Origin of the sequence: Actinomadura flavalba DSM 45200 (genome assembly GCF_000374305.1) — a bacterium.
Classification (GTDB): domain Bacteria; phylum Actinomycetota; class Actinomycetes; order Streptosporangiales; family Streptosporangiaceae; genus Spirillospora; species Spirillospora flavalba.
On the sequence record NZ_KB894099.1, the window covers coordinates 204,822 to 227,771 of the forward strand.

Consider the following 22,950-nt stretch of genomic DNA (forward strand, 5'->3'; position numbering starts at 1 on the left):
GCGGTACGCAGAACTCATGCCCGAACCAGTCGACCCCCGCGACCCGGCGTCCCCGCCCCCCGTCCCGCCCGGCTTCGGTAGCCCGGACGAGGCGGCGGACGCGGACGAACCCGTCCTCCGCATCAAGCCGCGCGCCTTGGAGAAGCCCTGGTGGGCGACCGACGACGCGGCCCCGTCACCCGACGAGGAGCCCGCCGAGCGGCCCGAGGTGCCGCCGGGACGGCTCGTCGCGGGCGCGGGCTCCCCGGAGATCGACAGCCGCGGCGCGGTCCCGCGCCCGCCGGCCGTCTCCAAGTCCCCGGCCTACCCCGACACCGACCCGGACGGAATCCCGACCCTCGCCCCGCCGGAGCGGGACGACGCCCCGACGCGCAGCGACGATCCCGGCGAAGAAGCGGACGCGTCCACCGGCGAAGGCCCCCGCGACGACGCGGACGCCTCCACCCGCACCGACCTCCCCGCGGCGGCTCCCGAGAAGCCCCGCGACGACACCGAGACGCCCACCCGCACCGATCTCCCCGCGACGCCCGGCGTCCCGCCCGCCCCGTGGGCGGTGAACGCCGGAGCGTCCACGTCCGGAGAGTCCGTCGTGCCCGGCTTCGTGCCGGACGCGCCGCACAAGCCCGCCAACGCCGGAAAGCGACGCCGGGTCGCCGTGATCACCGCCGGAGCGGCCGTGGCCGTCATCCTCGGCGCGGGCGCCCTCGCCCTCGCCTTCGGCGGCGAGGACGAGCCCGTCGCGGCGCCGACGCGCAGCCCCGCCCCGGCGCCGACCACGCCCGCCGGACAGCCCCCGCTGCGGCCGACCGCCCCGGCGGAGGCGTCCCGGATCGACAGCGCCCGCACCGACCCGCGTCCGCTGGCGCTCACCGAGGTGTTCCCCGCGTCGGCGGTGACGCTGGACGGACGCGCCTACGTGCGCGACCGCGCCTCGGTCAACCACGACTGCCGGCTGACCGCGCGCGGCGCGATGGCGGCGGCGCTGCTCCGGGAGAAGTGCGGCAGCGTCGTCCGCGTCACGTTCCTGGAGCGGGCGGGATCGGTCGCGGTGACCGCGGGCGTCGCCGTCCTGCCGACGAAGGCCGCCGCGCTCCGCGTCGGCCGCGCCGGAGACCCGAGCCGCTACGAGTGGTTCCGAGGCATGGGCGGCAAGCGCTCCCAGCAGATCGACCGCGCGGGCGGCTACGCCGCCGCGACGGTCCGGGGCCGCTACGTCATCTACGCCTACGCCCAGCACCCCACGGGCCGCCCCGACACCGACACCGCCGCCCTGAAGGCCGCGACGGCCCGCTTCATCGACTACACCGTCCGCCCGATCGACGCCCGCTCCTGAACCGCGACCGGCCTCAGATGATCAGGAGCGACTTGCCGACGGTCGCGCGCTCCGCGAGCGCGGCGTGCGCGTCGGCGGCGCGGTCGAGCGGATACGTGGCCCCGATCGCGGGCCGCAGCCGCCCGGCCGCCGCCAGTTCGAGCGCCCGCGCCAGCGGTTCCAGCGCCGAGGCCGCCTCGGGCGGCCCGTCCAGCAGCGGCGCGACCACGGTCACGCCCCGCTTGGACGCCTCCGCCGCGTCGATCTCGGTGAGACCGTCCGACGCCCCATAGGTGACGAACCGCCCGCCGTCGGCGGCCGCGTCGAACGCCGCGCGGCCGAGCGCGCCGCCCGCGCCGTCGAAGACGACGGCCGCGCCGCCCCCGGTCGCCTCGCGGACCCGCTCCACCCAGCCGGGCTCGGAGTAGTCCACCGCGATCTCCGCGCCGGACTCCTCCACCAGCGCCAGCTTCCGTTCACCGCGCGCCGCCCCGACGACGCGCGCCCCCGCGTCCCGCGCCCGCTGCACCAGCAGCGACCCGGCGCCCCCGGCCGCCGCCGCGACCAGCACCCACGCGCCCGGCTCGATCTCCCCGAGCGACGCGATCCACAGCGCGGTCACACCGTCGTGCAGCACGGCCGCGGCCGTGCGCAGGTCCAGCCCGTCCGGGACGGGGACGACCCCGTCCAGCGACGCCACGATCCGCTCGGCGTACCCGGTCGATGACCGCGCGGCGACGCGCCGCCCGACCCAGCCCGGATCGACGCCCTCCCCGACTGCCACGACCACGCCCGCGCCCCCGCCACCGGGGACGTACGGTGTCTCGCGGGGGAAGGTGTCCCCGCCCCAGCCCTGCCGGAGCAGGGTGTCGAGGAAGATGACGTCGGCCGCGGCCAGCTCGACCACGACCTCTCCCGGCCCCGCCACCGGATCGGGCAGCTCCACCGGCGTCAGCACGTCCGGTCCACCGAATTCACGCACTACGACCGCGCGCATGACGGCCCCCTCTCGTTCGTTCAACAACGGACGAGACCATCGTTCAACCTCAAGTTTGGTCGAGGTCAAGCGGTCAGACGTCCTCCACCGCGACGGCGGGCGAGAACGTGCGGACCCGGCGGGTCTGCTGCGCGCGCTGCGCGAGGTTCTCCGCGTCGGGATAGCGGACCTCCTCCAGCGTCAGCCCGTGCGCCGGGGCCACGTTCACCGACGAGTCGCGGACCCGCGCCGACAGCACCTGCGACGGCCACTCCACGTCGCGCCGCCCGTCGCCCACCACCAGCAGCGCGCCGACCAGCGCGCGGACCATCGAGTGGCAGAACGCGTCGGCCTCGACCGTCGCCGACGCCAGGCGCGGGGCCTCGCGCGTCCACTCGTAGCGCAGCAGCTCGCGGATCGTCGTGGCGCCCTCGCGCTTGCGGCAGTACGCCGCGAAGTCGTGCTCGCCGACGAGCAGCGCGGTCGCGTCGTTCATCCGCTCGATGTTCAGCGGACGCGGATGCCAGACGACGTCGTGGCGGCGCAGCGGATCGACGCCGACCGGGTCGTCGCAGACGCGGTACACGTACCGGCGCGTCAGCGCGGAGAACCGGGCGTCGAAGCCGTCGGGCGCCACCGAGACGTTCCAGACGCGGACGTCGGCGGGCAGCAGTCCCGCCAGCCGCCGGGGCATCGCCGCGCCGACCGCCGAGTACGCCGCGACGGGCAGCACCACGTGCGCGACCTGGCCCCGCGCGTGGACGCCCGCGTCGGTGCGGCCCGCGACCGTCAGCATCGGAGCCGGGTCGAGCCGCAGCAGCTTGGCGAGCGCGTCCTCGATGACCCCCTGCACCGTGCGCTGGCCGGGCTGCCGTGCCCAGCCCGCGAAACCGGCACCGTCATAGCCGATGTCGAGCCGGAGTCGCACGAGTGCGGTCATCGCGGGGGTGTCTCCTTCGCCCTGGCCGTGCCGTTCGGATGGGGGCACCAGTCTCGCAAAGATCGGGCCCGCCGTCCCGTAGCGGAACGGCGGGCCCTTGCGCATGTCGCGCGATCTCTTACTTCTCGGCGTCGGCCTCGGCGTCCGCCTTGGCCTCCGCGGCCTCCGCCTTCGCCTCCGCGGCCTCGGCCTTGGCCTCCGCGGCGTCCGCCTTCGCCTCGGCGGCGTCCGCCTTGGCGGTGGTGTCCTCGGCCGGAGCCGACTTGGCGGTCGTGCCGGTCGCCGCCGCCAGGGGCTCCTGCACCAGCTCGATCACGGCCATGGGCGCGTTGTCGCCCTTGCGCGGGCCGAGCTTGGTGATGCGGGTGTAGCCACCCGGACGAGCCGCGAACTGCGGGCCGATCACCGTGAACAGCTCGTGCACGACGCTCTTGTCGCGAATGACCTGCGCGACCTGGCGACGGTTGTGCAGGTCGCCCTTCTTGGCCTTGGTGATCAGCTTCTCCGCCAGCGGGCGGACCCGGCGGGCCTTGGCCTCGGTGGTGGTGATGCGGCCGTGCTCGAACAGCGACGTCGCCAGGTTCGCGAGGATCAGACGCTGGTGCGCGGCGCTACCGCCGAGGCGGGCACCCTTGGTGGGCTGAGGCATGTCTCGTCCTTCCTGCGCCGGCCGTATCAGGTACCGACGTCAGCTTGCCCCGGGGCCGGGCGGCCCCGGGGGTCGTGCTCCGAGGGTCAGTACTGTGCGTGTCACTTCGGGGGGACAACCCCCAGACCCCCGGCAGCAGCACTGCCGAAAACCTCCGCTGCGCTGCGGTTTTCGTCAGTACTGCTCGGTTTCCGCGTAACCGCCGTCGTCGTCGCCGTAGTTGTCGGCCGCCGCGCTCGGGTCGAACCCGGGCGGGGAGTCCTTCAGCGAGAGGCCCATGTCGTTGAGCTTCTGCTTGACCTCTTCGATCGACTTGGCGCCGAAATTCCTTATATCCAGGAGGTCCTGCTCGGAGCGGGCCACCAGCTCGCCCACCGAGTGGATGCCCTCGCGCTTGAGGCAGTTGTAGGAGCGGACCGTGAGGTTCAGCTCCTCGATCGGCAGCGCCAGGTCGGCGGCGAGCGCGGCGTCCGTCGGGGACGGGCCCATGTCGATGCCCTCGGCCTCGACGTTCAGCTCGCGCGCCAGCCCGAACAGCTCGACCAGCGTCTTACCGGCCGACGCGACCGCGTCGCGCGGCAGCAGCGACTGCTTGGTCTCGACGTCCAGGATGAGCCGGTCGAAGTCGGTGCGCTGCTCGACGCGCGTCGCCTCGACCTTGTAGGTCACCTTGAGGACGGGCGAGTAGATCGAGTCGATCGGGATACGGCCGATCTCCTGCCCCGGCTGCTTGTTCTGCGCCGCCGAGACGTAGCCGCGGCCGCGCTCGACCGTCAGCTCCATCTCCAGCTTCGCCTTGTTGTTCAGCGTGGCGATGCGCAGGTCGGGGTTGTGCACCTCGACACCGGCCGGCGGCGCGATGTCGGCGGCGGTGACGTCGCCCGGCCCCTGCTTGCGCAGGTACATGACGACCGGCTCGTCGTGCTCGGACGAGACGACCAGCTCCTTGAGGTTCAGGATGATGTCGGTGACATCCTCCTTGACCCCGGGAACGGTCGAGAACTCGTGCAGCACGCCCTCGATGCGGATGCTGGTCACGGCCGCGCCCGGAATGGACGACAGCAGCGTGCGCCGCAGCGAGTTGCCGATCGTGTAGCCGAAGCCCGGCTCCAGCGGCTCGATGGTGAACCGGGAGCGGTACTCGTCCACCTGCTCTTCGGTGAGGGTGGGACGCTGTGCGATGAGCATGAGTGCTCCTTCTTCCCGCGGTGCCCGCTATTTGACGACCGCGATCTCTTCTTCGATGTGCCCGGACGGGGGCCGGGACGAACCCGGCCCCCGTCCGAGAGGAGCCGCTACTTGGAGTAGAGCTCGACGATCAGCTGCTCCTGGACGGGAGCGTCGATCTGCTGGCGGACCGGGAGCGAGTGCACGAGGATGCGCATCTTCTCCGAGTCCTGCCCGAGCCACGCCGGGACGGGACGCTCGCCGGCCTCGGCCTTGGCGACCTGGAACGGCGTCATGTCCTGCGACTTGCCCTTGACGTCGACGATGTCGGACTCGCGAACGAGGTACGACGGGATGTCGACCTTCTTGCCGTTGACCCGGATGTGGCCGTGGCGGATGAGCTGCCGGGCCATGTCGCGGGACTTGGCGAAACCGCCGCGGTACACGACGTTGTCGAGACGGCGCTCGAGCAGCGTGAGCAGGTTCTCACCCGTCTTGCCGCCCTGGCGGTTCGCCTCGACGTAGTAGTTGCTGAACTGGCGCTCAAGGATGCCGTAGATGCGCTTGGCCTTCTGCTTCTCACGGAGCTGAAGCAGGTACTCGGTCTCCTTCGGCCGACCGCGACCGTGCTCACCCGGGGGGTAAGGACGGATCTCGATCGGGCACTTGGGGCCATCGCACTTGCTGCCCTTGAGGAACAGCTTCATCTTCTCCCGACGGCACAGCTTGCAGTCGGCACCGGTGTAACGAGCCATGATTCCTGTATCTCCCCTTCGGCTCAGACGCGCCGGCGCTTGGGCGGGCGGCAGCCGTTGTGCGGGACGGGCGTGACGTCCTGGATCGAGCCCACCTCAAGACCGGTCGCGGAGAGCGAGCGGATGGCGGTCTCGCGGCCCGAGCCCGGGCCCTTCACGAAGACGTCGACCTTGCGCATGCCGTGCTCCATCGCGCGGCGCGCGGCGGCCTCGGCGGCCTGCTGCGCGGCGAACGGGGTGGACTTGCGCGAACCCTTGAATCCCACGTGGCCGGAGGAGGCCCAGGAGATCACGTTGCCGTTGGGGTCGGTGATCGAGACGATCGTGTTGTTGAACGTGCTCTTGATGTGGGCGTGCCCGTGAGCGACGTTCTTCTTTTCCTTGCGGCGCACCTTCTTGGCGCCGACACGGCTCTTAGGAGGCATCTGCTCTCTCTACTCGTGAGGTCGTCGATCCGGCGGACCGGATGAGGTCCGTGCGGACTACTTCTTGCCGGCCTTCTTCTTGCCGGCCACGGTCTTCTTCTTGCCCTTACGGGTGCGCGCGTTGGTCTGCGTGCGCTGGCCGTGGACCGGAAGCCCGCGGCGGTGCCGGATGCCCTGGTAGGACCCGATCTCGATCTTGCGTCGAATGTCGGCCTGGACCTCGCGACGAAGGTCACCCTCGACCTTGTAGTTCGTCTCGATCCAGTCACGGAGCTTCACCAGCTCGTCGTCGCCGAGCTGGTGCACCCGCAGGTTGCCGTCGACGCCGGTGCCCGCGAGGGTCTCCAGCGCACGGGTACGGCCGATCCCGAAGATGTAGGTGAGAGCGATCTCCAGCCGCTTGTCGCGCGGAAGATCGACGCCGAGGAGGCGTGCCATCGTGGGCAGTTCCCTTCATTGGCGGAGGTATCGGCGTATCGCGTCCGCACACACCCTGCCCGGGTGGCGGCCTCGGCCTCCGTCCGAGGGTCGTCCCTTCACACGACCGAGCCGTACGACCCGATCAAGGCCGTACGGCGGTCCTGCGAAGGCAGCGATACGTGAGGATCAACCCCGCAGGCGCGGGGAAGCACTGCACGACAGGGCGTCAGCCCTGGCGCTGCTTGTGGCGCGGGTCGGAGCAGATGACCATGACCCGGCCGTGCCGGCGGATGACGCGGCACTTCTGGCAGATCTTCTTGACGCTCGGCTTGACCTTCACTGGGTCTCCTCGAAATTCTCAGGGTCACCCCCGCGCCGCCACGCGCGGGGAAGGCAACCCCAGTGGGGTGAGTACTACTTGTAGCGGTAGACGATCCGACCGCGCGTGAGGTCGTAGGGGCTCAACTCCACGACGACGCGGTCGTCCGGCAGGATTCGGATGTAGTGCATCCGCATCTTGCCGCTGATGTGGGCGAGCACCTTGTGCCCGTTGTCGAGCTCCACCCGGAACATGGCGTTCGGGAGGGACTCGATGACGGTGCCCTCGATCTCGATGGCGCCTTCCTTCTTGGGCATGTCCTCCGCGCTTCGCTGATCGGCTCATTGGACGTCGGCCGCCCAGGGCAAGACCACACCGAGTGTGGAACACCGAGGGAACCGGCCGCATTCCACACGGTGACGGAAGGTCACCGGGGATCAAGGCGGCCGAAAACGGACCGGCACAGGAGTCTACGCCACCGCGCCGCCTTACGCGAAACGAACACGTACCGCTGCACCGGAGACCGCTCCCGATACCAGCATACCCCGCGTTCGCGTTGTACCTTTCCAGTGGGAAGACGTCCAGGGAGGGTCGGCATGCCGAGCTATGACTTCGCGCTGATCCTCAGCCGCCCGTACTTCGAGGAGGAGCTGGACGGCCTCTTCGACCGCACCCACGGCCGCGTCACCGTCTCCATCATCACCGACCCCGGGCACGCCGACCGGCCGGGCAACGCCTCCTGCGCCTGGCAGGGCCGCACCCTCGCCGCCGCGATCATGGAGGTCCTGGAGCACGTCGAGGAGAGCGCGCCCGGCGCGCGGGCGCTGCGCGTCGAGGCCGACCCGCTGCTGACCATCCGCGACATCGCCGAACGCACCCACCGCTCCATCGACTCGGTCCGGCTGGCGATCACCGGCGCGCGCGGCCCCGGCCGGGGCGGCAGCGACGACCGGTTCCCGCCCGCCGAGATGTCGACCGGCGGGCACCGGCTCTGGCGCTGGTCCAAGGTCGCCGACTGGTACGGCCTGGACGACCCCGTGCTGCGCGAGGCCCGCCCGACCGTCCGCGCCATCAACGGATGGCTCGCGCTGCGCGACGTCGTCCCCGACATCGCCCCGGCCGCCGCCGAGGTCACCTCCGCGCTCGACGCCGTCGTGCACGTCGCCTGACCCGGCCCCGCCTCACTCGTCCGGCGCGGTGAGCGCCAGGTCGTCCAGCGCGTAGGCGGCGGTGAACGTCGCGTAGACGAGGACGTGCACCGCGTGCGCCGTCGTCAGCAGGCGCAGTTCCGGCTCGTCGGACGGCGCCAGCAGCCGCGCCCGCGGATACGGCACCTCGGGCAGCCGCTCGGCCGTCGTCACCCGGAACACCGCGACCGTGTCGTCCGCGCGGACGACACCGACGATGTCACCGCGCACCAGGTCGCGCAGCCGGGCCAGCACCCGTCCCCCGACGATCACGGCCGCGCCCGGCCGTCCCGGCGTCGGACCGGCCGCGTACCAGCCCGCCAGCCCGTCCTCGGCGGCGGGCGGCGCGACGATCACGCCGGACGCGTCCCCGCCCACCGCGCTCAGCGGCGACGCCACCCCGATCGACGGGATCGCCAGCGTGCTCGGCAGCGCCGCGCCCAGCTCGCCCGCCAGCGGACGCGGCTGCGGACGCACCGGCGGCAACTCGGGCAGGACCGGCGTACCGCACCGGCGCCGGTCACCGACCGGACCCAGCCGGCAGTGCCGGATCATCGCCGCGCTCCGCCCAGGACCCGGCGGTACGCCACCGGGAGTACGGTGAGCGGTGACGCACCCACCCCGGCGGCCTTCCTGTCGCGCATCATGCGTCTCCCCCATCCGGGCCGTGGTCGGACGACACCGGTGTTCCTTGTCTCCCCGGGCCGCGTCGACATGCTGATCACGGAGACGTAAAGATCATTCCAGCGCTTCCGGCGGACGGTCCCGCCGGGCGCGCTCGACACAAGGGGGCACAGATCAATGGCGATCATCGCGCAGCTCAGCGACATCCACCTCGCGGCCGGGCGCGACGGGGCCGTGGACGACGGTTCCGGGCCCGTCCGCGCGCTGCGCGCGGCCGTGTCGAGCCTGCTGTCGCTGCCGGCCCGGCCGGACGCCGTCGTGCTCACCGGCGACCTCGCCGACGCGGGCCTGGCCGCCGAGTACACCCGGCTGCACGCGCTGCTCTCGCCGCTCCCGATGCCCGTCTACCCGCTGTGCGGCAACCACGACGACCCCGACGCGCTGCGCGCCGTCTTCGCCGACCACCCCGCCGTCTCCGCCACCGGCACGTCGGTGCGGGCCCCGTTGCAGTACGCGGTCGACATCGGCGACGTCCGGCTCGTCTGCTGCGACACCAGCGTCCAGGGGCAGCCGTACGGGTTCATGGACGACGACCGCCTCGCCTGGCTCGACACGACCCTCGCCGCCGTGCCGGACCGTCCCACCGTCGTCGCCACGCACCATCCGGCCTACCCGGTCGGCATCCGCTTCATCGACGACATGCGCTTCACCAACGCCGCCGCGTTCGGCGGCGTGCTGCGCCGCCACCCGCAGGTCGTCCGCGTCATCAGCGGCCACGTCCACCGGGGCTCGGCCGGGTCGCTCGGCGGCATCGTCGCGACGACCTGCCCCAGCACCTACCGGCAGCTCTTCCTCGACCTCACCCAGCCCGGCCACGCCGCCGTCACCGGCGAACCCGCGGGCTTCGCCGTCCACCTCGTCACCACCACGACCACGACGACCCACTTCGTCCCCACCGGCAACTACCGCCCCCTGATGGACGTGGAGTAGCCGCTCAGTGCTGGGCGCGGCGGGCCAGGGTGCCGATGATCAGGACGATGCCCCAGGGGCCCGCCACCCAGAGCCACCACGGGTAGACCAGGGTGCCGGTCAGGGCGAGGATGGCCCAGACGCCGAGGTTGAGGCCGCTGACGACGGCCCACGACGTCCACGCGACCGTGCCCGCCGGGGGCGCCACCACCGGCCTGCCGTCGCGGTGGGCCGGGGACGTCTCGTACCGCTGCGAGGACGGCACCGGGTAGTGGTCGCGGTGCGGGTCCTCCTCGGGGAGGTCGGCGGTCACCTCGTCCAGGTCACCGAGCGTGCGGGCGGCGTAGACCGCCTCGATGCGCTCCTGGAGCTCCTCGGTCGTGATGCGGCCGACCGCGCAGTGCTCGCGCAGGCTCGCGGCGACGCGGTCGCGGTCGACGTCCGAAGCCCGCATCTCAGGGTTCGGTGCCATGGCCAGGCTCCTCAAGGTCAGCGGAGGCGTCTCAGGCGGACGCCGTGATCCCCAGCTTGGCGAACCACTCCCGGCCCTCGTCAAGGGCCGTCAGCACACGGGGGCCGTCCGGGGTGACGGCGAACGTGTGCTCGAAGTGCGCCGAATACCGGCCGTCGCCCGTGACGACCGTCCAGCCGTCGTCCAGCTCGACCGTGTCCTTCGTCCCGAGGTTCACCATCGGCTCGACGGCGAAGCACATGCCCGGCTCCAGCACCGGGCCGTGGCCGGGCGCGCCGTGGTTCGGGATGAGCGGGTCCATGTGCATCTCGGTGCCGATGCCGTGCCCGCCATAGCCCTCGACGATGCCGTACGGGCCCTGAGACCGCACGTACGTCTCGATCGCGTGCGACATGTCAGTCATACGAGCCCCGGCTCGACCGGCCGCCAGGCCGTGCCACAGGGACGTCTCGGTGACGTCCAGCAGCGTGCGCAGCTCGGGCGTGATCTCCCCGACGGGCACGGTGACCGCCGCGTCGCCGTGCCAGCCCTCGACGATCGCGCCGCAGTCGATCGAGATCACGTCGCCGTCGCGCAGCACCTTGCCGCCGTTGGGGATGCCGTGCACGATCTCCTCGTTGACCGAGGCGCAGATCGTGCCGGTGAACCCGTGGTAGCCCTTGAACGACGGCACGCCGCCGTGGTCGCGGATGTGCTGCTCGGCGACCGTGTCGAGGTCGAGCGTGCTGATGCCCGGCCGCACCGACGCCCGCAGCAACTCCAGCGTGCGGCCGACCAGCAGGCCCGCGGCACGCATCAGCTCGACCTGCTCGGCCGTCTTGATCTGGACGGCCGGACGGCGCCGCTTGAACATCTGCAACCCCTCACGCGTTGGTGGCCGCGGCACCGCGGCCGGGAAGACGACCGCCTCGCAGACCGTGCGGTCTGCGAGGCGGGATACGTACGTCGGAGCCCTACCGGACGGCTAGGCGCTCTCCAGCGGTGCCAGCGCCGCCAGCGCGCGCCCGGTGACCTCCTCGACCGAACCGGTCGCCTCGATACCGGCGAGGATGCCCTCGTCCTCATAGAACTGCACGAGCGGGGCGGTTTGTTCCTGGTAGACCTCCAGCCGGTGACGGACGACGTCCTCCTTGTCGTCGTCACGCTGGAACAGGTTGCCGCCGCAGTCGTCGCAGATGTCGTCGCGCTTGTCGTCGAAGTCGACGTGCCAGATCTTGCCGCACTTGGTGCAGGTGCGGCGGCCGGAGAGGCGGCGGACGACCTCCTCCTCGTCGACGACGAGCTCCAGGACGATGTCGAGCCGGGCGTCCCACTCGGAGAGCATCTTCTTGAGCGTCTCGGCCTGCGGCACGTTGCGCGGGAACCCGTCGAGCAGGAATCCGTCGCGGGCGTCGTCCTCGGACAGCCGGTCACGGACCATGGCGATCGTCACCTCGTCGGGGACGAGGTCGCCGCGGTCCATGAACTCCTTGGCCTTGCGGCCGAGCTCGGTGCCACCGGACACGTTCGCGCGGAAGATGTCACCGGTCGAGATCTTCGGGATCGACAGATGCGAGGCGATGAACTGGGCCTGCGTCCCCTTGCCCGCGCCGGGGGGGCCCACCAGAACGATACGCATCTACCGGAGGAAACCCTCGTAGTTGCGCTGCTGGAGCTGAGATTCGATCTGCTTCACGGTATCCAGTCCGACGCCGACGACGATGAGAATGCTCGCGCCACCGAACGGGAAGTCGTTGGTCGCCTCCAGGAGGGCGAACGCGACCATGGGGATCAGGGCGACGAGCCCCAGGTACAACGCGCCGGGAGTGGTGATCCGCGTCAGCACGTAGTCGAGGTACTCGGCGGTCGGCCGCCCCGGACGGATACCTGGGATGAACCCACCATACTTCTTCATGTTGTCGGCGACTTCAGTGGGGTTGAAGGTGATCGCGACGTAGAAGAAGGCGAAGAAGATGATGAAGACGAAGAAGACCGCCATGTGCCAGCCGTTGCTGGGCTGGAGGTACGGCTGGATGTTCTGGAGCCACTTGGTGTCGGGCCAGAGCTGCGTCGCCAGCACCGGGAGGTACAGCAGCGAGGAGGCGAAGATCACAGGGATGATGCCGGCCTGGTTGACCTTCAGCGGGATGTAGGTCGAGGTGCCGCCGTACATGCGCCGGCCGACCATCCGCTTCGCGTACTGCACCGGGATGCGGCGCTGCGCCTGCTCCACGAACACGACGCCCGCCATGATGGCGAGGCCCACGATCAGGACCATCGCGAAGACGAAGCCGCCCTTGGACTGGTAGATGCTCCAGAACTGGGCGGGGAACACCGCGACGACCTGCGTGAAGATCAGGATCGACATGCCGTTGCCGACGCCCCGGTCCGTGATCAGCTCACCGAGCCACATGATCACCGAGGTGCCCGCCACCATCACGATGACGATCGTGATGATCGTGAACATGTCCTTCTCGTACAGGATGTTCTCGGCACCCGGCACGTTCTGCAGGAGCTGCCCCGTGCTCGCCATCGCGACGATGCCGGTCGCCTGAAGGATCGCGAGACCGATCGTCAGGTACCGCGTGTACTGGGTGATCTTGGTGGTACCGGCCTGGCCCTCCTTCTTCAGGGCCTCCAGCCGGGGAATCACGACCGTGAGGAGCTGCAGGATGATGCTCGCCGTGATGTAGGGCATGATGCCCAGCGCGAACACCGAGAGTTGCAGCAGCGCTCCACCGCTGAACAGGTCGACGAGCCCGTAGAGCTGGCTCGTGTCCCGCGCGGCGTCGGCGGATTCGGACAGCACCTTGGTGTTCACACCAGGGGACGGCAGCATCGAGCCCACGCGGAACACCACGATGATGAACAGCGTGAACAACAGCTTTTTACGCAGGTCAGGCGTACGGAAAGCCCGAGCGAACGCGGTCAGCACCATTCCTCCTGCGCGACTGACTTATGCATGGCAGCCGTGGGGCCGGTTTCAGGACTCGAAGTAGCGGGGAGGCATGACAGGCCCTCCTCACCGAAGTGACTCTAACAGCAGATGTGACCGGGGCCGCTCCCCCGCACGCACCGACCTCACGGTCCGTGACGCGCGACGGGAGCGGCCCCGGTTCACCATCGCCCGCTTACAGCTCGTCGGCGCTGCCGCCGGCCGCCGCGATCTTCTCCTTGGCCGAGCCGGAGAAGGCGTGCACCTTCACCTGCACGGCGACGGAGATGTCGCCCTGGCCGAGCACCTTCACCGGCTTGCCGCGGCGCACCGCGCCCTTGGCCGCCAGGTCCTCGGCGGTGACCTCGCCACCGTCGGGGTACAGCTCGGCGAGCTTGTCCAGGTTCACGACCTGGAACTCGACGCGGTTCGGGTTCTTGAAGCCCTTGAGCTTGGGCAGCCGCCGGATCAGGGGCATCTGACCGCCCTCGAACCCGACCGGAACCGTGCTCCTGGCCTTCGTGCCCTTGGTGCCGCGGCCCGCGGTCTTGCCCTTGGACGCCTCGCCGCGGCCCTTGCGGGTCTTGCTGCGGTTGGCGCCGGGGGCCGGACGCAGGTCGTGCACCCCGAGGGGCGCGCCCTCGTTGGTGTCCGCCATGTCAGTCGACCTCCTCGACGGCGACGAGGTGCGCCACCGTCCGGATCATGCCGAGCACCTCGGGGCGGTCCTCGCGGACCACGCTCTGCCCGATCTTCTTCAGGCCGAGGGTGCGCAGCGTGTCACGCTGGTTCTGCTTCTCGCTGATCACAGACTTGGTCTGCGTGATCCTGAGATTGGTCACGACGACGCGACCTCCTGCCGGGGCTCGCTGCCCGCGGCGCGGGCGCGGAGCATCGCCGCGGGGGCGACGTCCTCGATCGGCAGACCGCGCTTGGCGGCGATCTCCTCGGGCCGCTTCAGCGACTTGAGGCCCGCCACCGTCGCGTGGACGATGTTGATCGCGTTGTCGGTGCCGAGGGACTTGCTCAGCACGTCGTGGATACCGGCGCACTCCAGCACGGCGCGCACCGGGCCACCCGCGATCACACCGGTACCGGGGCTGGCCGGACGCAGCAGGACCACGCCCGCCGCCGCCTCGCCCTGCACGGTGTGCGGGATCGTGCCCTGGATGCGCGGCACCTTGAAGAAGTGCTTCTTGGCCTCCTCGACGCCCTTGGCGATCGCCGCGGGCACCTCCTTGGCCTTGCCGTAGCCGACACCGACGGTGCCGTTGCCGTCACCGACGATCACCAGGGCGGTGAAGCTGAAGCGGCGACCGCCCTTGACGACCTTGGCGACACGGTTGATCGCCACGACCTTCTCGATGTACGACTGACCCTTGTCGGCGCCACCGCGGCGGTCGTCGCGGCGGCCCTGACGGTCGCCACCCTGACCGCCACCGCGCCTCTGCGCTGCCATCAGTGGTTCCTCTTCTCGTTGGTCGGGAAGGCGGCCATCACAGCTCCAGGCCCCCCTCGCGCGCACCGTCCGCGACGGCGGCGACGCGCCCGTGGTACTTGTTGCCGCCACGGTCGAACACGACCGCGGAGACACCGGCCTCCTTGGCACGGGCGGCGACCAGTTCGCCGACCTTGCGCGACTTGGCCGTCTTGTCGCCGGAGTCGTTGCGCAGGTCCGCCTCCATCGTCGACGCGTAGGCCAGCGTGTGGCCCTTGATGTCGTCGATGACCTGGACGAACACGTGCTTGGTGGAGCGGGTCACGACCAGGCGAGGACGCGCGGCGCTGCCGACGACCTTCTTCCGGACCCGCAGGTGCCGGCGCTTGCGGGACTTGGCCCGCGCCGACGTGGCCTTTCCGGCCAGGGTCTTGGTGCCTGCCATGACTACTTACCAGCCTTTCCGACCTTGCGACGGATCTGCTCGCCCTCGTACCGCACACCCTTGCCCTTGTACGGGTCGGGCTTGCGGAGCTTGCGGATGCGAGCGGAGATCTCACCGACGAGCTGCTTGTCGATGCCCTCGACGGTGAGCTGGGTCGGCTTCTCCACCGTGAAGGTGATGCCCTCCGGCGGCTCGACCGTGATCGAGTGGCTGTAGCCGAGCGAGAACTCCAGGTTCTTGCCCTTGGCCACAACGCGGTAACCGACGCCCTGGATGACCAGGGTCTTCTTGTACCCCTCGGTCACGCCCACGACCATGTTGTTGATCAACGAGCGGGTCAGCCCGTGCAGGGCGCGCACCGTGTTGATGTCGTTGGGCCGGGTGACGTTGACCTGGCCGTCCTCGAGAGCGACCGAGATCGGCTCCGAGACGGTGTGCGACAGCGTGCCCTTGGGCCCCTTGACAGAGACCAGCTGGCCGTCGATCTTGATCTCGACGCCATTGGGCACGGTCACGGGGAGTCGTCCGATGCGAGACATGTCTGTGCCCTCCCCTCTACCAGACGTAGGCGAGGACTTCGCCGCCCACGCCGCGCTTGCCGGCCTGCCGGTCCGTCATCAGGCCGGAGGACGTCGAGATGATCGCGACGCCCAGTCCGCCGAGGACCTTGGGCAGGTTGTCCTTCTTCGCGTACACCCGGAGACCGGGCTTGGAGACGCGCTTGATCCCGGCGATCGACCGCTCACGCGTCGGCCCGAACTTCAGGTCGACGATGAGCTTCTTGCCGACCTCGGCGTCCTCCACATTCCAGCCGGTGATGTAGCCCTCCTGCTGAAGGATCTCGGCGATGTGCGCCTTGATCTTCGAGTAGGGCATCGCGACCGTGTCGTGGTACGCCGAGTTCGCGTTGCGCAGACGCGTCAGCATGTCTGCGATCGGGTCGGTCATCGTCATGGCCTACAGGCCCTCCCTCGCCACGGTTTCCATGCGGACCTTTGGCGCGGTCATGGGCGCCTTCGTCAGGCGCCCGGTGGTTATTACAGGCCGGGGGAACCGGCCCCCGTCGCGCGGGGGCCGGTGTCCTACCAGCTCGACTTGGTGATGCCGGGCAGCTCGCCCCGGTGCGCCATCTCGCGGAAGCAGACACGGCACAGGCCGAACTTCCGGTAGACGGAGCGGGGACGCCCGCAGCGCGAACAACGAGTGTACGCGCGCACGCCGAACTTCGGCTTGCGGGCCGCCTTGGCGATCAGCGACTTCTTGGCCATCGCTCAGTTCTCCTTGAACGGGAAACCGAGGAGCTTCAGGAGCGCCCGGCCCTCGTCGTTGTTCGTCGCGGTCGTGACGATCGTGATGTCCATGCCGCGCTGCCGGTCGACCTTGTCGGGGTCCACCTCGTGGAACATGACCTGCTCGGTCAGCCCGAAGGTGTAGTTCCCGTTGCCGTCGAACTGCTTGGGCGACAGGCCACGGAAGTCACGGATGCGCGGCAGCGCCGTGGACAGCAGACGGTCCAGGAACTCCCACATCCGGTCGCCGCGCAGCGTCACGTGGGCGCCGATCGGCATGCCCTCGCGCAGCTTGAACTGGGCGATCGACTTCTTGGCGCGGTTGACGGCCGGCTTCTGACCCGTGATGTTGGTCAGGTCGCGGACGGCACCCTCGATCAGCTTGGCGTCCTTGGCCGCGTCGCCGACCCCCATGTTGACCACGATCTTGGTCAGTCCGGGGATCTGCATGACGTTGGCGTAGCCGAACTGCTCCTGCATCGCCTTCGCGATTTCCTCGCGGTAGCGGAGCTTGAGCCGCGGCTGGGGCACGGAACGCTCGGTGGCGGTCTCGGTCATCTCAGATCTCCTTGCCGGAGCGGCGCGAGATGCGGACCTTCGTGCCGTCGTCGTTCACGCGGACCCCGGTGCGGACGGGCTTGCCGTCCTCGACCAGGGACACGTTGCTGACGTGCAGCGGTGCCTCGACCGTGACCCGGCCGCTCTCCTTGCCGGCGCGCTGCGCGTCGGCCTTGATGTTCTTGGTGATGAGGTTGACGCCCTCGACGACCACGCGCTCGGCGCGGCGGTCGACGCGCAGGACCTTGCCCGTCGCGCCCTTGTTCTTGCCGGCGATGACGATGACCTCGTCGCCCTTGCGGATCTTCATCACAGCACCTCCGGCGCGAGCGACACGATGCGCATGAACTTCTTCTCGCGCAGTTCCCGGCCGACCGGACCGAAGATACGGGTGCCGCGGGGGTCCCCGCCGTCCTTGATCAGGACGGCGGCGTTCTCGTCGAAACGGATGTAGGAGCCGTCCGGACGCCGGCGCTCCTTGCGGGTGCGCACGACGACCGCCTTGACGACGTCACCCTTCTTGACACCCGCGCCGGGAAGGGCATCCTTCACCGTCGCGACGATGACGTCGCCGACTCCCGCGTAGCGCCGACCCGAGCCGCCGAGAACCCGGATGCAAAGGATCTCCTTCGCACCCGTGTTGTCGGCGACCTTGAGTCGCGACTCCTGCTGGATCACGTTGACTCCTGTTCGTCACAGCGGTTCTCCACCTGTCGGCAGAGCCTGCTGGAACCAGTGATTACTTGGCCTTCTCGAGGATCTCGACCACGCGCCAGCGCTTGCTGGCCGAGAGGGGCCGGGTCTCCATGAGACGGACGCGGTCGCCGACGCCACACTCGTTGGCCTCGTCGTGCGCCTTGTACTTGGTCGTGCGACGGATCACCTTGTGGTACCGGCGGTGGGTGATGCGGTCCTCGACGGACACGACCACGGTCTTGTCCATCTTGTCGGAGACCACAAGACCCTCCAGCACCTTACGGGTGGGCCGCTGCTCGGTCTGCTCAGTCATTCTTCTCGTCCTCCGCGGCGTCCTCGACCGTGACGATGCCGAGCTCGCGCTCGCGCATCACGGTGTAGATGCGGGCGATCTCACGCTTCACGGTGCGCAGCCGCCCGTGGCTCTCCAGCTGGCCGGTCGCGGCCTGGAAGCGGAGGTTGAACAGCTCCTCCTTGGCTTCCTTCAGCTTGGTGACCAGGACGTCCGCGGGCTCGGTACGCAGCTCGTCGGCGGCAAGACCCTTGGCCATCAGGACTCACCCACCTCTCGCTTAACAATCTTGCACTTCATGGGCAGCTTGTGGATGGCGCGGGTGAGCGCCTCCCGGGCGATCTCCTCATTGGGGTAGGAGATCTCGAACAGCACGCGGCCCGGCTTCACGTTCGCGACCCACCACTCGACCGAACCCTTACCGGAACCCATGCGGGTCTCGGCGGGCTTCTTGGTCAGCGGGCGGTCCGGGAAGATGTTGATCCAGACCTTGCCGCCACGCTTGATGTGGCGGGTCATCGCGATACGCGCGGCCTCGATCTGCCGGTTGGTGACGTACGCCGGCTCGACGGCCTGGATGCCGTACTCGCCGAACGTCACCTTCGTGCCGCCCTTGGCCATCCCCCGGCGCTTCGGGTGGTGCTGCTTGCGGTGCTTGACCTTACGAGGGATCAGCATCGGCTACTTCAGCTCCCCTCACTGCTCGCAGCGGGTGCGCCGGCCTCGGCCGAGGCGGGAGCCTGCTGCTCGGAACTCTGCTGCTGACGGGCGCCGCCGCGCTCGCCGCCGCGACCGCCACGGCCGCCGCGGTTGCCACCGGCACCGCCGCCGCCACGGCGCTCGCCGCCGCCGCCGCGCCGGTCACGGTCGCCACGGCCGCCGCCACCGGACGCGCGCTGCTGCGCGGCCTTGGCCTCGCGCTCGGCGCGGGTCGGGGCGGCCTCGCCCTTGTAGATCCACACCTTGACGCCGATGCGTCCGAACGTCGTCCGGGCCTCGTAGAAGCCGTAGTCGATGTCGGCGCGCAGCGTGTGCAGCGGGACCTGGCCCTCGCGGTAGAACTCCGACCGCGACATCTCGGCGCCGCCGAGACGGCCGCCGCACTGGACCTTGATGCCCTTGGCGCCGGACTTCATCGCGGACTGGATCGCCTTGCGCATGGCACGGCGGAACGCGACGCGGCTGGAGAGCTGCTCGGCCACGCCCTGCGCGACGAGCTGCGCGTCGATCTCGGGGTTCTTGACCTCGAGGATGTTCAGCCGCACCTGCTTGCCGGTGAGCTTCTCCAGGTCGCCGCGCAGCCGCTCGGCCTCCGCACCGCGGCGGCCGATGACGATGCCCGGACGCGCCGTGTGGATGTTGACCTCGACACGGTCCCGGGTGCGCTCGATCTCCACCTTGGAGATGCCCGCCCGGTCCATGCCCTTCTGGAGCATGCGCCGGATCTGGACGTCTTCCTTGACGTAGTCCTTGTAGAGCTTCTCGGCGAACCACACGGACTTGTGGTCCGTGGTGATGCCGAGCCGGAACCCGTGCGGGTTGATCTTCTGACCCACTACCGGGCCCTCCTCGTCTTCTTGCCGCCGCCGGCCGCCGCCTCTTCCCGCGACTCGACAACCACCGTGATGTGGCTCGTGCGCTTGTTGATGCGGTAAGCCCGGCCCTGGGCACGGGGGCGGAAACGCTTGAGCGTCGGCCCCTCGTCCACCCACGCACGGCTCACGACGAGCGTGCCGGTGTCGAGCTTGAAGTTGTGCTCGGCGTTGGCGATGGCACTCGCCAGCACCTTGCCCACCGGCTCACTCGCAGCCTGGGGGGCGAACCGCAGCACCGCCTGAGCCTCCGCGGCGGGCAGGCCGCGGATGAGGTCCACCACGCGGCGGGCCTTCCTGGGCGTGACGCGGATGAACCGCGCCTGGGCCCTGGCTTCCATCGCTACCTCTCTCCTACGATCTACTGCCCGCTCAGCCGCGACGGCTGCGACGGTCTTCCTTGACGTGGCTGCGGAAGGTGCGCGTCGGCGCGAACTCGCCGAGCTTGTGACCCACCATGGCGTCCGTGATGAACACCGGCACGTGCTTGCGGCCGTCGTGCACGGCGATCGTGTGACCGATCATGTCCGGCACGATCATGGAGCGCCGCGACCACGTCTTGATGACGTTCTTCGTGCCCTTCTCGTTCTGGACGTCGACCTTCTTCTGAAGGTGGTCGTCCACGAAGGGGCCCTTCTTCAGGCTACGTGGCATGACGGACTCCTACCGCTTCTTCTTGCTGCGCCGACGGACGATGAGCCGGTCGCTGGACTTGTTCGCCTGGCGCGTCCGGCCTTCCTTCTTGCCCTTGGGGTTGACCGGGTGGCGACCACCGGAGGTCTTGCCCTCGCCACCGCCGTGCGGGTGGTCGATCGGGTTCATGGCGACACCGCGGACGGTCGGGCGCTTGCCCTTCCAGCGCATGCGGCCGGCCTTGCCCCAGTTGATGTTCGACTGCTCGGCGTTGCCGACCTCGCCGACCGTGGCGCGGCAGCGGACGTCCACCATGCGCATCTCGCCGGAGGGCATGCGCAGCGTGGCGTACTTGCCCTCCTTGGCGAGGAGCTGGACGCCGGCGCCGGCGCTGCGGGCGATCTTCGCGCCGCCACCGGGCTTCAGCTCGATGGCGTGGATGACCGTACCGGTCGGGATGTTGCGCAGCGGGAGGCAGTTGCCGGGCTTGATGTCGCTGCCCGGGCCGTTCTCGACGCGGTCGCCCTGCTTGAGGTTGTGCGGGGCGAGGATGTAGCGCTTCTCGCCGTCCGCGTAGTGCAGCAGCGCGATGCGGGCGGTGCGGTTCGGGTCGTACTCGATGTGCGCGACCTTGGCCGGGACGCCGTCCTTGTCGTGGCGACGGAAGTCGATCACGCGGTAGGCGCGCTTGTGCCCGCCGCCCTGGTGGCGAGTCGTGATGCGGCCGTGGTTGTTACGGCCGCCCTTCTTGGGGAGAGGACGCAGCAGCGACTTCTCCGGCTCGCTGCGCGTGACCTCGACGAAGTCGGCCACGCTCGAGCCGCGACGACCCGGGGTCGTCGGCTTGTACTTACGGATGCCCATCTTATTCGTTCATCCCTTATTCGCTTCGGACGGCGCCGGGGCTCAGGCCCCGCCCCCGAAGATGTCGATCGACTCGCCCTCGGCCAGGCTCACGATGGCGCGCTTGGTGTCCTTGCGCTTGCCGTAACCGGCGCGGGTGCGCTTGCGCTTGCCCTGCCGGTTGATCGTGTTGACGCCGGCGACCTTGACGCCGAACACGGCCTCGACGGCCTGCTTGATCTGCGTCTTGTTGGCGTCGGTGCGGACGAGGAAGGTGTACTTGCCCTCGTCGAGCAGCCCGTAGCTCTTCTCCGAGACGACCGGCGCGAGAATGATGTCGCGGGGGTCGGCGATCTTGGCCATGACGACCCTCCTTACTTCTTCGTCGCGCGCGCGATGAACTCGTCGTACGCCTTCTGCGTGAAGACGACGGCGTTGTTCACCATCACGTCGTAGGTGTTGAGCTGGTCGGACACCAGCAGGTGCACCGAAGGCTCGTTGCGCAGGCTCTTCCAGGTCAGCTCGTCCTCGCGGTCGAGCACGACCAGGACGCGCCGCACGTCGGTGATCTCGCGCAGCGCCTTGACGGCCTCGCGGGTCTTCGGGACGTCACCGGTGACCAGGTGGTCCACGACGAACACGAGGTCGTGGCGGGCCCGGTCCGACAGGGCGCCGCGCAGCGCTGCGGCCTTCATCTTCTTGGGCGTGCGCTGGGTGTAGTCGCGCGGCTGGGGGCCGTGCACGATGCCGCCGCCGGCGAACTGCGGCGCGCGGATCGAGCCCTGGCGGGCCCGGCCGGTGCCCTTCTGGCGGTACGGCTTCTTGCCGCCGCCGGCGACCTCGCCGCGCGTCTTGGTGGAGTGCGTGCCCTGCCGGGCGGCGGCCTGCTGGCCCACCACGACCTGGTGGATCAGCGGGACGCTGGTCTTCGCGTCGAAGATCTCGGCGGGCAGGTCGATGTCGAGCTTGCTCACTTGCCCGTCCCCTTCACTGCGTCGCGGACGAGGACCACGCCGCCGTTGGGACCGGGAACCGCGCCCTTGATGAGCAGCAGGTTCTTCTCGGTGTCGATGGCGTGGATCGTCAGGTTCTGGACCGTGGTGCGGGCGTTGCCGAGCCGACCGGCCATGCGCAGACCCTTGAAGACGCGACCGGGGGTCGCGCAGCCGCCGATGGAACCCGGCGAACGGTGCTTGCGCTGGGTGCCGTGCGACGCGCCGAGGCCCTTGAAGCCGTGGCGCTTCATGACACCCGCGGTGCCCTTGCCCTTGCTGGTGCCGGTCACGTCGATGCGCTGACCGGTCTCGAAGACGCCGGCGGTGATCTCCTGGCCGAGCTCGTACTCGGTGGTGTCGTCAGCCCGCAGTTCGACGAGGTAGCGGCGCGGCGTGACGCCGGCCTTCTCGAAGTGACCCGTGCGCGGCTTGTTCACCTTGCGCGGGTCGATCTGCCCGTAGCCGATCTGGACGGCGGTGTAGCCGTCGGTCTCCTGGCTGCGGAGCTGGGTGACGACACACGGCCCGGCCTGGACGACGGTCACCGGAACGATCCGGCCCTCATCGTCGAAGACCTGGGTCATGCCGAGCTTCTCGCCCAGGACGCCCTTCCTCTGCGTACTCATCTGGTGCGTCCCTTAGAGCTTGATCTCGATGTCAACGCCGGCCGGAAGGTCGAGACGCATCAGCGAGTCGACCGTCTTGGGCGTCGGGTCGATGATGTCGATCAACCGCTTGTGCGTGCGCATCTCGAAGTGCTCGCGCGAGTCCTTGTACTTGTGCGGCGAGCGGATGACGCAGTACACGTTCTTCTCGGTCGGCAGCGGCACCGGGCCCGCGACCTTGGCGCCCGTCCGCGTCACCGTCTCAACGATCTTCTTCGCGGAGGTGTCGATGACCTCGTGGTCGTAGGCCTTGAGCCGGATGCGGATCTTCTGTCCCGCCATGGTGGCCTCGGTGTCCTTTGCTGGTAGTGCCGCTGATGCTTGCGAGTCGTGGGGCGGCGGCCCGGCCGCTTCCCGGGCTGAGCCGGGGGCGCG

At 69.8% G+C, this 22,950-nt stretch carries 38 protein-coding genes; 3 read left to right on the forward strand and 35 right to left on the reverse strand.

What is annotated here, in order from left to right; genetic code table 11:
- Positions 1 to 16 precede the first annotated feature (16 nt).
- Positions 17 to 1,333 carry a hypothetical protein gene (locus C229_RS0123475; protein ID WP_020608195.1) on the forward strand — a complete coding sequence of 439 codons (1,317 nt, stop codon included), beginning with the start codon at positions 17 to 19 and terminating at the stop codon, positions 1,331 to 1,333.
- A 13-nt stretch (positions 1,334 to 1,346) separates the two neighbouring features.
- On the opposite strand, the gene C229_RS0123480 is transcribed toward C229_RS0123475, so the two are convergent.
- The 9 genes from C229_RS0123480 to infA form a co-directional block, all read right to left on the reverse strand.
- On the reverse strand, positions 1,347 to 2,309 hold the full coding sequence (locus C229_RS0123480) for a zinc-binding dehydrogenase (RefSeq protein WP_026314094.1): 963 nt from the start codon (positions 2,307 to 2,309) through the stop codon (positions 1,347 to 1,349).
- Positions 2,310 to 2,382: 73 nt separating this feature from the next.
- Positions 2,383 to 3,228 carry a tRNA pseudouridine(38-40) synthase TruA gene (truA, locus tag C229_RS0123485; RefSeq protein ID WP_018657560.1) on the reverse strand — a complete coding sequence of 282 codons (846 nt, stop codon included), beginning with the start codon at positions 3,226 to 3,228 and terminating at the stop codon, positions 2,383 to 2,385.
- A gap of 118 nt (positions 3,229 to 3,346) precedes the next feature.
- On the reverse strand, positions 3,347 to 3,877 hold the full coding sequence (rplQ, locus tag C229_RS0123490; protein ID WP_018657561.1) for a 50S ribosomal protein L17: 531 nt from the start codon (positions 3,875 to 3,877) through the stop codon (positions 3,347 to 3,349).
- Between the two features lie 174 nt (positions 3,878 to 4,051).
- Positions 4,052 to 5,065, reverse strand: a complete 1,014-nt coding sequence (locus C229_RS0123495; RefSeq protein ID WP_018657562.1) for a DNA-directed RNA polymerase subunit alpha — start codon at positions 5,063 to 5,065, stop codon at positions 4,052 to 4,054.
- A 107-nt stretch (positions 5,066 to 5,172) separates the two neighbouring features.
- Positions 5,173 to 5,799 (reverse strand): 30S ribosomal protein S4, encoded by a 627-nt coding sequence (gene rpsD, locus C229_RS0123500; protein ID WP_026314095.1) that lies wholly within the window; start codon positions 5,797 to 5,799, stop codon positions 5,173 to 5,175.
- A 23-nt stretch (positions 5,800 to 5,822) separates the two neighbouring features.
- Complete coding sequence (gene rpsK / locus C229_RS0123505; protein ID WP_018657564.1) at positions 5,823 to 6,224, reverse strand: 30S ribosomal protein S11; 402 nt, start codon at positions 6,222 to 6,224, stop codon at positions 5,823 to 5,825.
- A 57-nt stretch (positions 6,225 to 6,281) separates the two neighbouring features.
- Positions 6,282 to 6,662 (reverse strand): 30S ribosomal protein S13, encoded by a 381-nt coding sequence (rpsM, locus tag C229_RS0123510; protein WP_018657565.1) that lies wholly within the window; start codon positions 6,660 to 6,662, stop codon positions 6,282 to 6,284.
- A 208-nt stretch (positions 6,663 to 6,870) separates the two neighbouring features.
- Positions 6,871 to 6,984, reverse strand: a complete 114-nt coding sequence (rpmJ, locus tag C229_RS0123515; protein WP_018657566.1) for a 50S ribosomal protein L36 — start codon at positions 6,982 to 6,984, stop codon at positions 6,871 to 6,873.
- Positions 6,985 to 7,058: 74 nt separating this feature from the next.
- Positions 7,059 to 7,280, reverse strand: a complete 222-nt coding sequence (gene infA / locus C229_RS0123520) for a translation initiation factor IF-1 (protein ID WP_018657567.1) — start codon at positions 7,278 to 7,280, stop codon at positions 7,059 to 7,061.
- 279 nt (positions 7,281 to 7,559) lie between these two features.
- On the opposite strand from infA, the gene C229_RS0123525 reads away from it, so the two are divergent.
- Positions 7,560 to 8,132 carry a hypothetical protein gene (locus C229_RS0123525; RefSeq protein ID WP_018657568.1) on the forward strand — a complete coding sequence of 191 codons (573 nt, stop codon included), beginning with the start codon at positions 7,560 to 7,562 and terminating at the stop codon, positions 8,130 to 8,132.
- 12 nt (positions 8,133 to 8,144) lie between these two features.
- Here C229_RS0123525 and C229_RS33145 read toward each other — a convergent pair whose 3' ends face one another.
- On the reverse strand, positions 8,145 to 8,705 hold the full coding sequence (locus C229_RS33145) for a sortase domain-containing protein (protein WP_018657569.1): 561 nt from the start codon (positions 8,703 to 8,705) through the stop codon (positions 8,145 to 8,147).
- Between the two features lie 246 nt (positions 8,706 to 8,951).
- On the opposite strand from C229_RS33145, the gene C229_RS0123535 reads away from it, so the two are divergent.
- Positions 8,952 to 9,764 (forward strand): phosphodiesterase, encoded by an 813-nt coding sequence (locus C229_RS0123535; protein ID WP_018657570.1) that lies wholly within the window; start codon positions 8,952 to 8,954, stop codon positions 9,762 to 9,764.
- A 4-nt stretch (positions 9,765 to 9,768) separates the two neighbouring features.
- Here C229_RS0123535 and C229_RS0123540 read toward each other — a convergent pair whose 3' ends face one another.
- The 25 genes from C229_RS0123540 to rpsJ all read right to left on the reverse strand — a co-directional run bounded on the left by C229_RS0123540 (position 9,769) and on the right by rpsJ (position 22,857).
- On the reverse strand, positions 9,769 to 10,215 hold the full coding sequence (locus C229_RS0123540; protein WP_026314096.1) for a DUF1707 SHOCT-like domain-containing protein: 447 nt from the start codon (positions 10,213 to 10,215) through the stop codon (positions 9,769 to 9,771).
- A gap of 31 nt (positions 10,216 to 10,246) precedes the next feature.
- The gene (map, locus tag C229_RS0123545; protein ID WP_018657572.1) at positions 10,247 to 11,068 is read right to left on the reverse strand and encodes a type I methionyl aminopeptidase; all 822 of its coding nucleotides are present in this window, start codon (positions 11,066 to 11,068) and stop codon (positions 10,247 to 10,249) included.
- 111 nt (positions 11,069 to 11,179) lie between these two features.
- Positions 11,180 to 11,833, reverse strand: coding sequence for an adenylate kinase (locus C229_RS0123550; protein ID WP_018657573.1), 654 nt, complete (start codon positions 11,831 to 11,833; stop codon positions 11,180 to 11,182).
- On the reverse strand, positions 11,834 to 13,129 hold the full coding sequence (gene secY / locus C229_RS0123555) for a preprotein translocase subunit SecY (protein WP_026314097.1): 1,296 nt from the start codon (positions 13,127 to 13,129) through the stop codon (positions 11,834 to 11,836). It lies immediately after the preceding gene.
- Between the two features lie 196 nt (positions 13,130 to 13,325).
- Positions 13,326 to 13,787: a 50S ribosomal protein L15 gene (rplO, locus tag C229_RS0123560; protein WP_018657577.1), complete on the reverse strand. Its 462-nt coding sequence runs from the start codon at positions 13,785 to 13,787 to the stop codon at positions 13,326 to 13,328.
- Position 13,788: 1 nt separating this feature from the next.
- Positions 13,789 to 13,971 carry a 50S ribosomal protein L30 gene (gene rpmD, locus C229_RS0123565; protein WP_018657579.1) on the reverse strand — a complete coding sequence of 61 codons (183 nt, stop codon included), beginning with the start codon at positions 13,969 to 13,971 and terminating at the stop codon, positions 13,789 to 13,791.
- Entirely contained in the window at positions 13,968 to 14,588 is a 621-nt protein-coding gene (rpsE, locus tag C229_RS0123570; RefSeq protein WP_018657581.1) for a 30S ribosomal protein S5, read from the reverse strand. Before rpsE ends, rpmD begins: the two co-directional genes overlap by 4 nt.
- A 37-nt stretch (positions 14,589 to 14,625) precedes the next feature.
- Positions 14,626 to 15,012, reverse strand: a complete 387-nt coding sequence (gene rplR / locus C229_RS0123575; RefSeq protein WP_018657582.1) for a 50S ribosomal protein L18 — start codon at positions 15,010 to 15,012, stop codon at positions 14,626 to 14,628.
- Positions 15,013 to 15,014: 2 nt separating this feature from the next.
- The gene (gene rplF / locus C229_RS0123580; RefSeq protein ID WP_026314100.1) at positions 15,015 to 15,551 is read right to left on the reverse strand and encodes a 50S ribosomal protein L6; all 537 of its coding nucleotides are present in this window, start codon (positions 15,549 to 15,551) and stop codon (positions 15,015 to 15,017) included.
- Between the two features lie 16 nt (positions 15,552 to 15,567).
- The gene (gene rpsH / locus C229_RS0123585) at positions 15,568 to 15,966 is read right to left on the reverse strand and encodes a 30S ribosomal protein S8 (RefSeq protein WP_018657584.1); all 399 of its coding nucleotides are present in this window, start codon (positions 15,964 to 15,966) and stop codon (positions 15,568 to 15,570) included.
- A gap of 128 nt (positions 15,967 to 16,094) precedes the next feature.
- Positions 16,095 to 16,280 carry a type Z 30S ribosomal protein S14 gene (locus C229_RS0123590; protein WP_018657585.1) on the reverse strand — a complete coding sequence of 62 codons (186 nt, stop codon included), beginning with the start codon at positions 16,278 to 16,280 and terminating at the stop codon, positions 16,095 to 16,097.
- Between the two features lie 3 nt (positions 16,281 to 16,283).
- Entirely contained in the window at positions 16,284 to 16,859 is a 576-nt protein-coding gene (rplE, locus tag C229_RS0123595) for a 50S ribosomal protein L5 (protein ID WP_018657586.1), read from the reverse strand.
- Position 16,860: 1 nt separating this feature from the next.
- Entirely contained in the window at positions 16,861 to 17,169 is a 309-nt protein-coding gene (gene rplX / locus C229_RS0123600) for a 50S ribosomal protein L24 (protein WP_018657587.1), read from the reverse strand.
- A complete protein-coding gene (gene rplN, locus C229_RS0123605) occupies positions 17,169 to 17,537 on the reverse strand; it encodes a 50S ribosomal protein L14 (protein ID WP_018657588.1) in 369 nt (122 codons plus the stop codon). The genes rplX and rplN overlap by 1 nt, the downstream gene beginning before the upstream one ends.
- A gap of 61 nt (positions 17,538 to 17,598) precedes the next feature.
- Entirely contained in the window at positions 17,599 to 17,868 is a 270-nt protein-coding gene (gene rpsQ, locus C229_RS0123610) for a 30S ribosomal protein S17 (protein WP_026314101.1), read from the reverse strand.
- The gene (rpmC, locus tag C229_RS0123615) at positions 17,861 to 18,106 is read right to left on the reverse strand and encodes a 50S ribosomal protein L29 (protein ID WP_018657590.1); all 246 of its coding nucleotides are present in this window, start codon (positions 18,104 to 18,106) and stop codon (positions 17,861 to 17,863) included. The genes rpsQ and rpmC overlap by 8 nt, the downstream gene beginning before the upstream one ends.
- A complete protein-coding gene (gene rplP, locus C229_RS0123620) occupies positions 18,106 to 18,525 on the reverse strand; it encodes a 50S ribosomal protein L16 (protein WP_018657591.1) in 420 nt (139 codons plus the stop codon). The genes rpmC and rplP overlap by 1 nt, the downstream gene beginning before the upstream one ends.
- An 8-nt stretch (positions 18,526 to 18,533) precedes the next feature.
- Positions 18,534 to 19,403, reverse strand: a complete 870-nt coding sequence (rpsC, locus tag C229_RS0123625) for a 30S ribosomal protein S3 (RefSeq protein ID WP_018657592.1) — start codon at positions 19,401 to 19,403, stop codon at positions 18,534 to 18,536.
- On the reverse strand, positions 19,403 to 19,780 hold the full coding sequence (rplV, locus tag C229_RS0123630) for a 50S ribosomal protein L22 (RefSeq protein ID WP_018657593.1): 378 nt from the start codon (positions 19,778 to 19,780) through the stop codon (positions 19,403 to 19,405). The genes rpsC and rplV overlap by 1 nt, the downstream gene beginning before the upstream one ends.
- A 31-nt stretch (positions 19,781 to 19,811) precedes the next feature.
- Positions 19,812 to 20,093, reverse strand: a complete 282-nt coding sequence (gene rpsS / locus C229_RS0123635) for a 30S ribosomal protein S19 (RefSeq protein WP_018657594.1) — start codon at positions 20,091 to 20,093, stop codon at positions 19,812 to 19,814.
- 9 nt (positions 20,094 to 20,102) lie between these two features.
- Entirely contained in the window at positions 20,103 to 20,936 is an 834-nt protein-coding gene (gene rplB, locus C229_RS0123640; protein WP_026314102.1) for a 50S ribosomal protein L2, read from the reverse strand.
- Between the two features lie 42 nt (positions 20,937 to 20,978).
- Positions 20,979 to 21,278 (reverse strand): 50S ribosomal protein L23, encoded by a 300-nt coding sequence (gene rplW, locus C229_RS0123645; protein WP_018657596.1) that lies wholly within the window; start codon positions 21,276 to 21,278, stop codon positions 20,979 to 20,981.
- 11 nt (positions 21,279 to 21,289) lie between these two features.
- Positions 21,290 to 21,889: a 50S ribosomal protein L4 gene (rplD, locus tag C229_RS0123650; RefSeq protein WP_018657597.1), complete on the reverse strand. Its 600-nt coding sequence runs from the start codon at positions 21,887 to 21,889 to the stop codon at positions 21,290 to 21,292.
- Positions 21,886 to 22,536 carry a 50S ribosomal protein L3 gene (rplC, locus tag C229_RS0123655; RefSeq protein ID WP_018657598.1) on the reverse strand — a complete coding sequence of 217 codons (651 nt, stop codon included), beginning with the start codon at positions 22,534 to 22,536 and terminating at the stop codon, positions 21,886 to 21,888. Before rplC ends, rplD begins: the two co-directional genes overlap by 4 nt.
- Before the next feature lie 12 nt (positions 22,537 to 22,548).
- Complete coding sequence (gene rpsJ / locus C229_RS0123660) at positions 22,549 to 22,857, reverse strand: 30S ribosomal protein S10 (RefSeq protein WP_018657599.1); 309 nt, start codon at positions 22,855 to 22,857, stop codon at positions 22,549 to 22,551.
- Positions 22,858 to 22,950: the final 93 nt, after the last annotated feature.

What these genes read in the sequence shown, in the direction of transcription:
- C229_RS0123475 (WP_020608195.1), top strand. Translation starts at nt 17, where the DNA reads ATGCCCGAACCAGTCGACCCCCGCGACCCGGCGTCCCCGCCCCCCGTC.
- C229_RS0123480 (WP_026314094.1), bottom strand. Translation starts at nt 2,309, where the DNA reads ATGCGCGCGGTCGTAGTGCGTGAATTCGGTGGACCGGACGTGCTGACG.
- truA (WP_018657560.1), bottom strand. Translation starts at nt 3,228, where the DNA reads ATGACCGCACTCGTGCGACTCCGGCTCGACATCGGCTATGACGGTGCC.
- rplQ (WP_018657561.1), bottom strand. Translation starts at nt 3,877, where the DNA reads ATGCCTCAGCCCACCAAGGGTGCCCGCCTCGGCGGTAGCGCCGCGCAC.
- C229_RS0123495 (WP_018657562.1), bottom strand. Translation starts at nt 5,065, where the DNA reads ATGCTCATCGCACAGCGTCCCACCCTCACCGAAGAGCAGGTGGACGAG.
- rpsD (WP_026314095.1), bottom strand. Translation starts at nt 5,799, where the DNA reads ATGGCTCGTTACACCGGTGCCGACTGCAAGCTGTGCCGTCGGGAGAAG.
- rpsK (WP_018657564.1), bottom strand. Translation starts at nt 6,224, where the DNA reads ATGCCTCCTAAGAGCCGTGTCGGCGCCAAGAAGGTGCGCCGCAAGGAA.
- rpsM (WP_018657565.1), bottom strand. Translation starts at nt 6,662, where the DNA reads ATGGCACGCCTCCTCGGCGTCGATCTTCCGCGCGACAAGCGGCTGGAG.
- infA (WP_018657567.1), bottom strand. Translation starts at nt 7,280, where the DNA reads ATGCCCAAGAAGGAAGGCGCCATCGAGATCGAGGGCACCGTCATCGAG.
- C229_RS0123525 (WP_018657568.1), top strand. Translation starts at nt 7,560, where the DNA reads ATGCCGAGCTATGACTTCGCGCTGATCCTCAGCCGCCCGTACTTCGAG.
- C229_RS33145 (WP_018657569.1), bottom strand. Translation starts at nt 8,705, where the DNA reads ATGATCCGGCACTGCCGGCTGGGTCCGGTCGGTGACCGGCGCCGGTGC.
- C229_RS0123535 (WP_018657570.1), top strand. Translation starts at nt 8,952, where the DNA reads ATGGCGATCATCGCGCAGCTCAGCGACATCCACCTCGCGGCCGGGCGC.
- C229_RS0123540 (WP_026314096.1), bottom strand. Translation starts at nt 10,215, where the DNA reads ATGGCACCGAACCCTGAGATGCGGGCTTCGGACGTCGACCGCGACCGC.
- map (WP_018657572.1), bottom strand. Translation starts at nt 11,068, where the DNA reads ATGTTCAAGCGGCGCCGTCCGGCCGTCCAGATCAAGACGGCCGAGCAG.
- C229_RS0123550 (WP_018657573.1), bottom strand. Translation starts at nt 11,833, where the DNA reads ATGCGTATCGTTCTGGTGGGCCCCCCCGGCGCGGGCAAGGGGACGCAG.
- rplO (WP_018657577.1), bottom strand. Translation starts at nt 13,787, where the DNA reads ATGGCGGACACCAACGAGGGCGCGCCCCTCGGGGTGCACGACCTGCGT.
- rpsE (WP_018657581.1), bottom strand. Translation starts at nt 14,588, where the DNA reads ATGGCAGCGCAGAGGCGCGGTGGCGGTCAGGGTGGCGACCGTCAGGGC.
- rplR (WP_018657582.1), bottom strand. Translation starts at nt 15,012, where the DNA reads ATGGCAGGCACCAAGACCCTGGCCGGAAAGGCCACGTCGGCGCGGGCC.
- rplF (WP_026314100.1), bottom strand. Translation starts at nt 15,551, where the DNA reads ATGTCTCGCATCGGACGACTCCCCGTGACCGTGCCCAATGGCGTCGAG.
- rpsH (WP_018657584.1), bottom strand. Translation starts at nt 15,966, where the DNA reads ATGACGATGACCGACCCGATCGCAGACATGCTGACGCGTCTGCGCAAC.
- C229_RS0123590 (WP_018657585.1), bottom strand. Translation starts at nt 16,280, where the DNA reads ATGGCCAAGAAGTCGCTGATCGCCAAGGCGGCCCGCAAGCCGAAGTTC.
- rplE (WP_018657586.1), bottom strand. Translation starts at nt 16,859, where the DNA reads ATGACCGAGACCGCCACCGAGCGTTCCGTGCCCCAGCCGCGGCTCAAG.
- rplX (WP_018657587.1), bottom strand. Translation starts at nt 17,169, where the DNA reads ATGAAGATCCGCAAGGGCGACGAGGTCATCGTCATCGCCGGCAAGAAC.
- rpsQ (WP_026314101.1), bottom strand. Translation starts at nt 17,868, where the DNA reads ATGACTGAGCAGACCGAGCAGCGGCCCACCCGTAAGGTGCTGGAGGGT.
- rpmC (WP_018657590.1), bottom strand. Translation starts at nt 18,106, where the DNA reads ATGGCCAAGGGTCTTGCCGCCGACGAGCTGCGTACCGAGCCCGCGGAC.
- rplP (WP_018657591.1), bottom strand. Translation starts at nt 18,525, where the DNA reads ATGCTGATCCCTCGTAAGGTCAAGCACCGCAAGCAGCACCACCCGAAG.
- rplV (WP_018657593.1), bottom strand. Translation starts at nt 19,780, where the DNA reads ATGGAAGCCAGGGCCCAGGCGCGGTTCATCCGCGTCACGCCCAGGAAG.
- rpsS (WP_018657594.1), bottom strand. Translation starts at nt 20,093, where the DNA reads ATGCCACGTAGCCTGAAGAAGGGCCCCTTCGTGGACGACCACCTTCAG.
- rplB (WP_026314102.1), bottom strand. Translation starts at nt 20,936, where the DNA reads ATGGGCATCCGTAAGTACAAGCCGACGACCCCGGGTCGTCGCGGCTCG.
- rplW (WP_018657596.1), bottom strand. Translation starts at nt 21,278, where the DNA reads ATGGCCAAGATCGCCGACCCCCGCGACATCATTCTCGCGCCGGTCGTC.
- rplC (WP_018657598.1), bottom strand. Translation starts at nt 22,536, where the DNA reads ATGAGTACGCAGAGGAAGGGCGTCCTGGGCGAGAAGCTCGGCATGACC.
- rpsJ (WP_018657599.1), bottom strand. Translation starts at nt 22,857, where the DNA reads ATGGCGGGACAGAAGATCCGCATCCGGCTCAAGGCCTACGACCACGAG.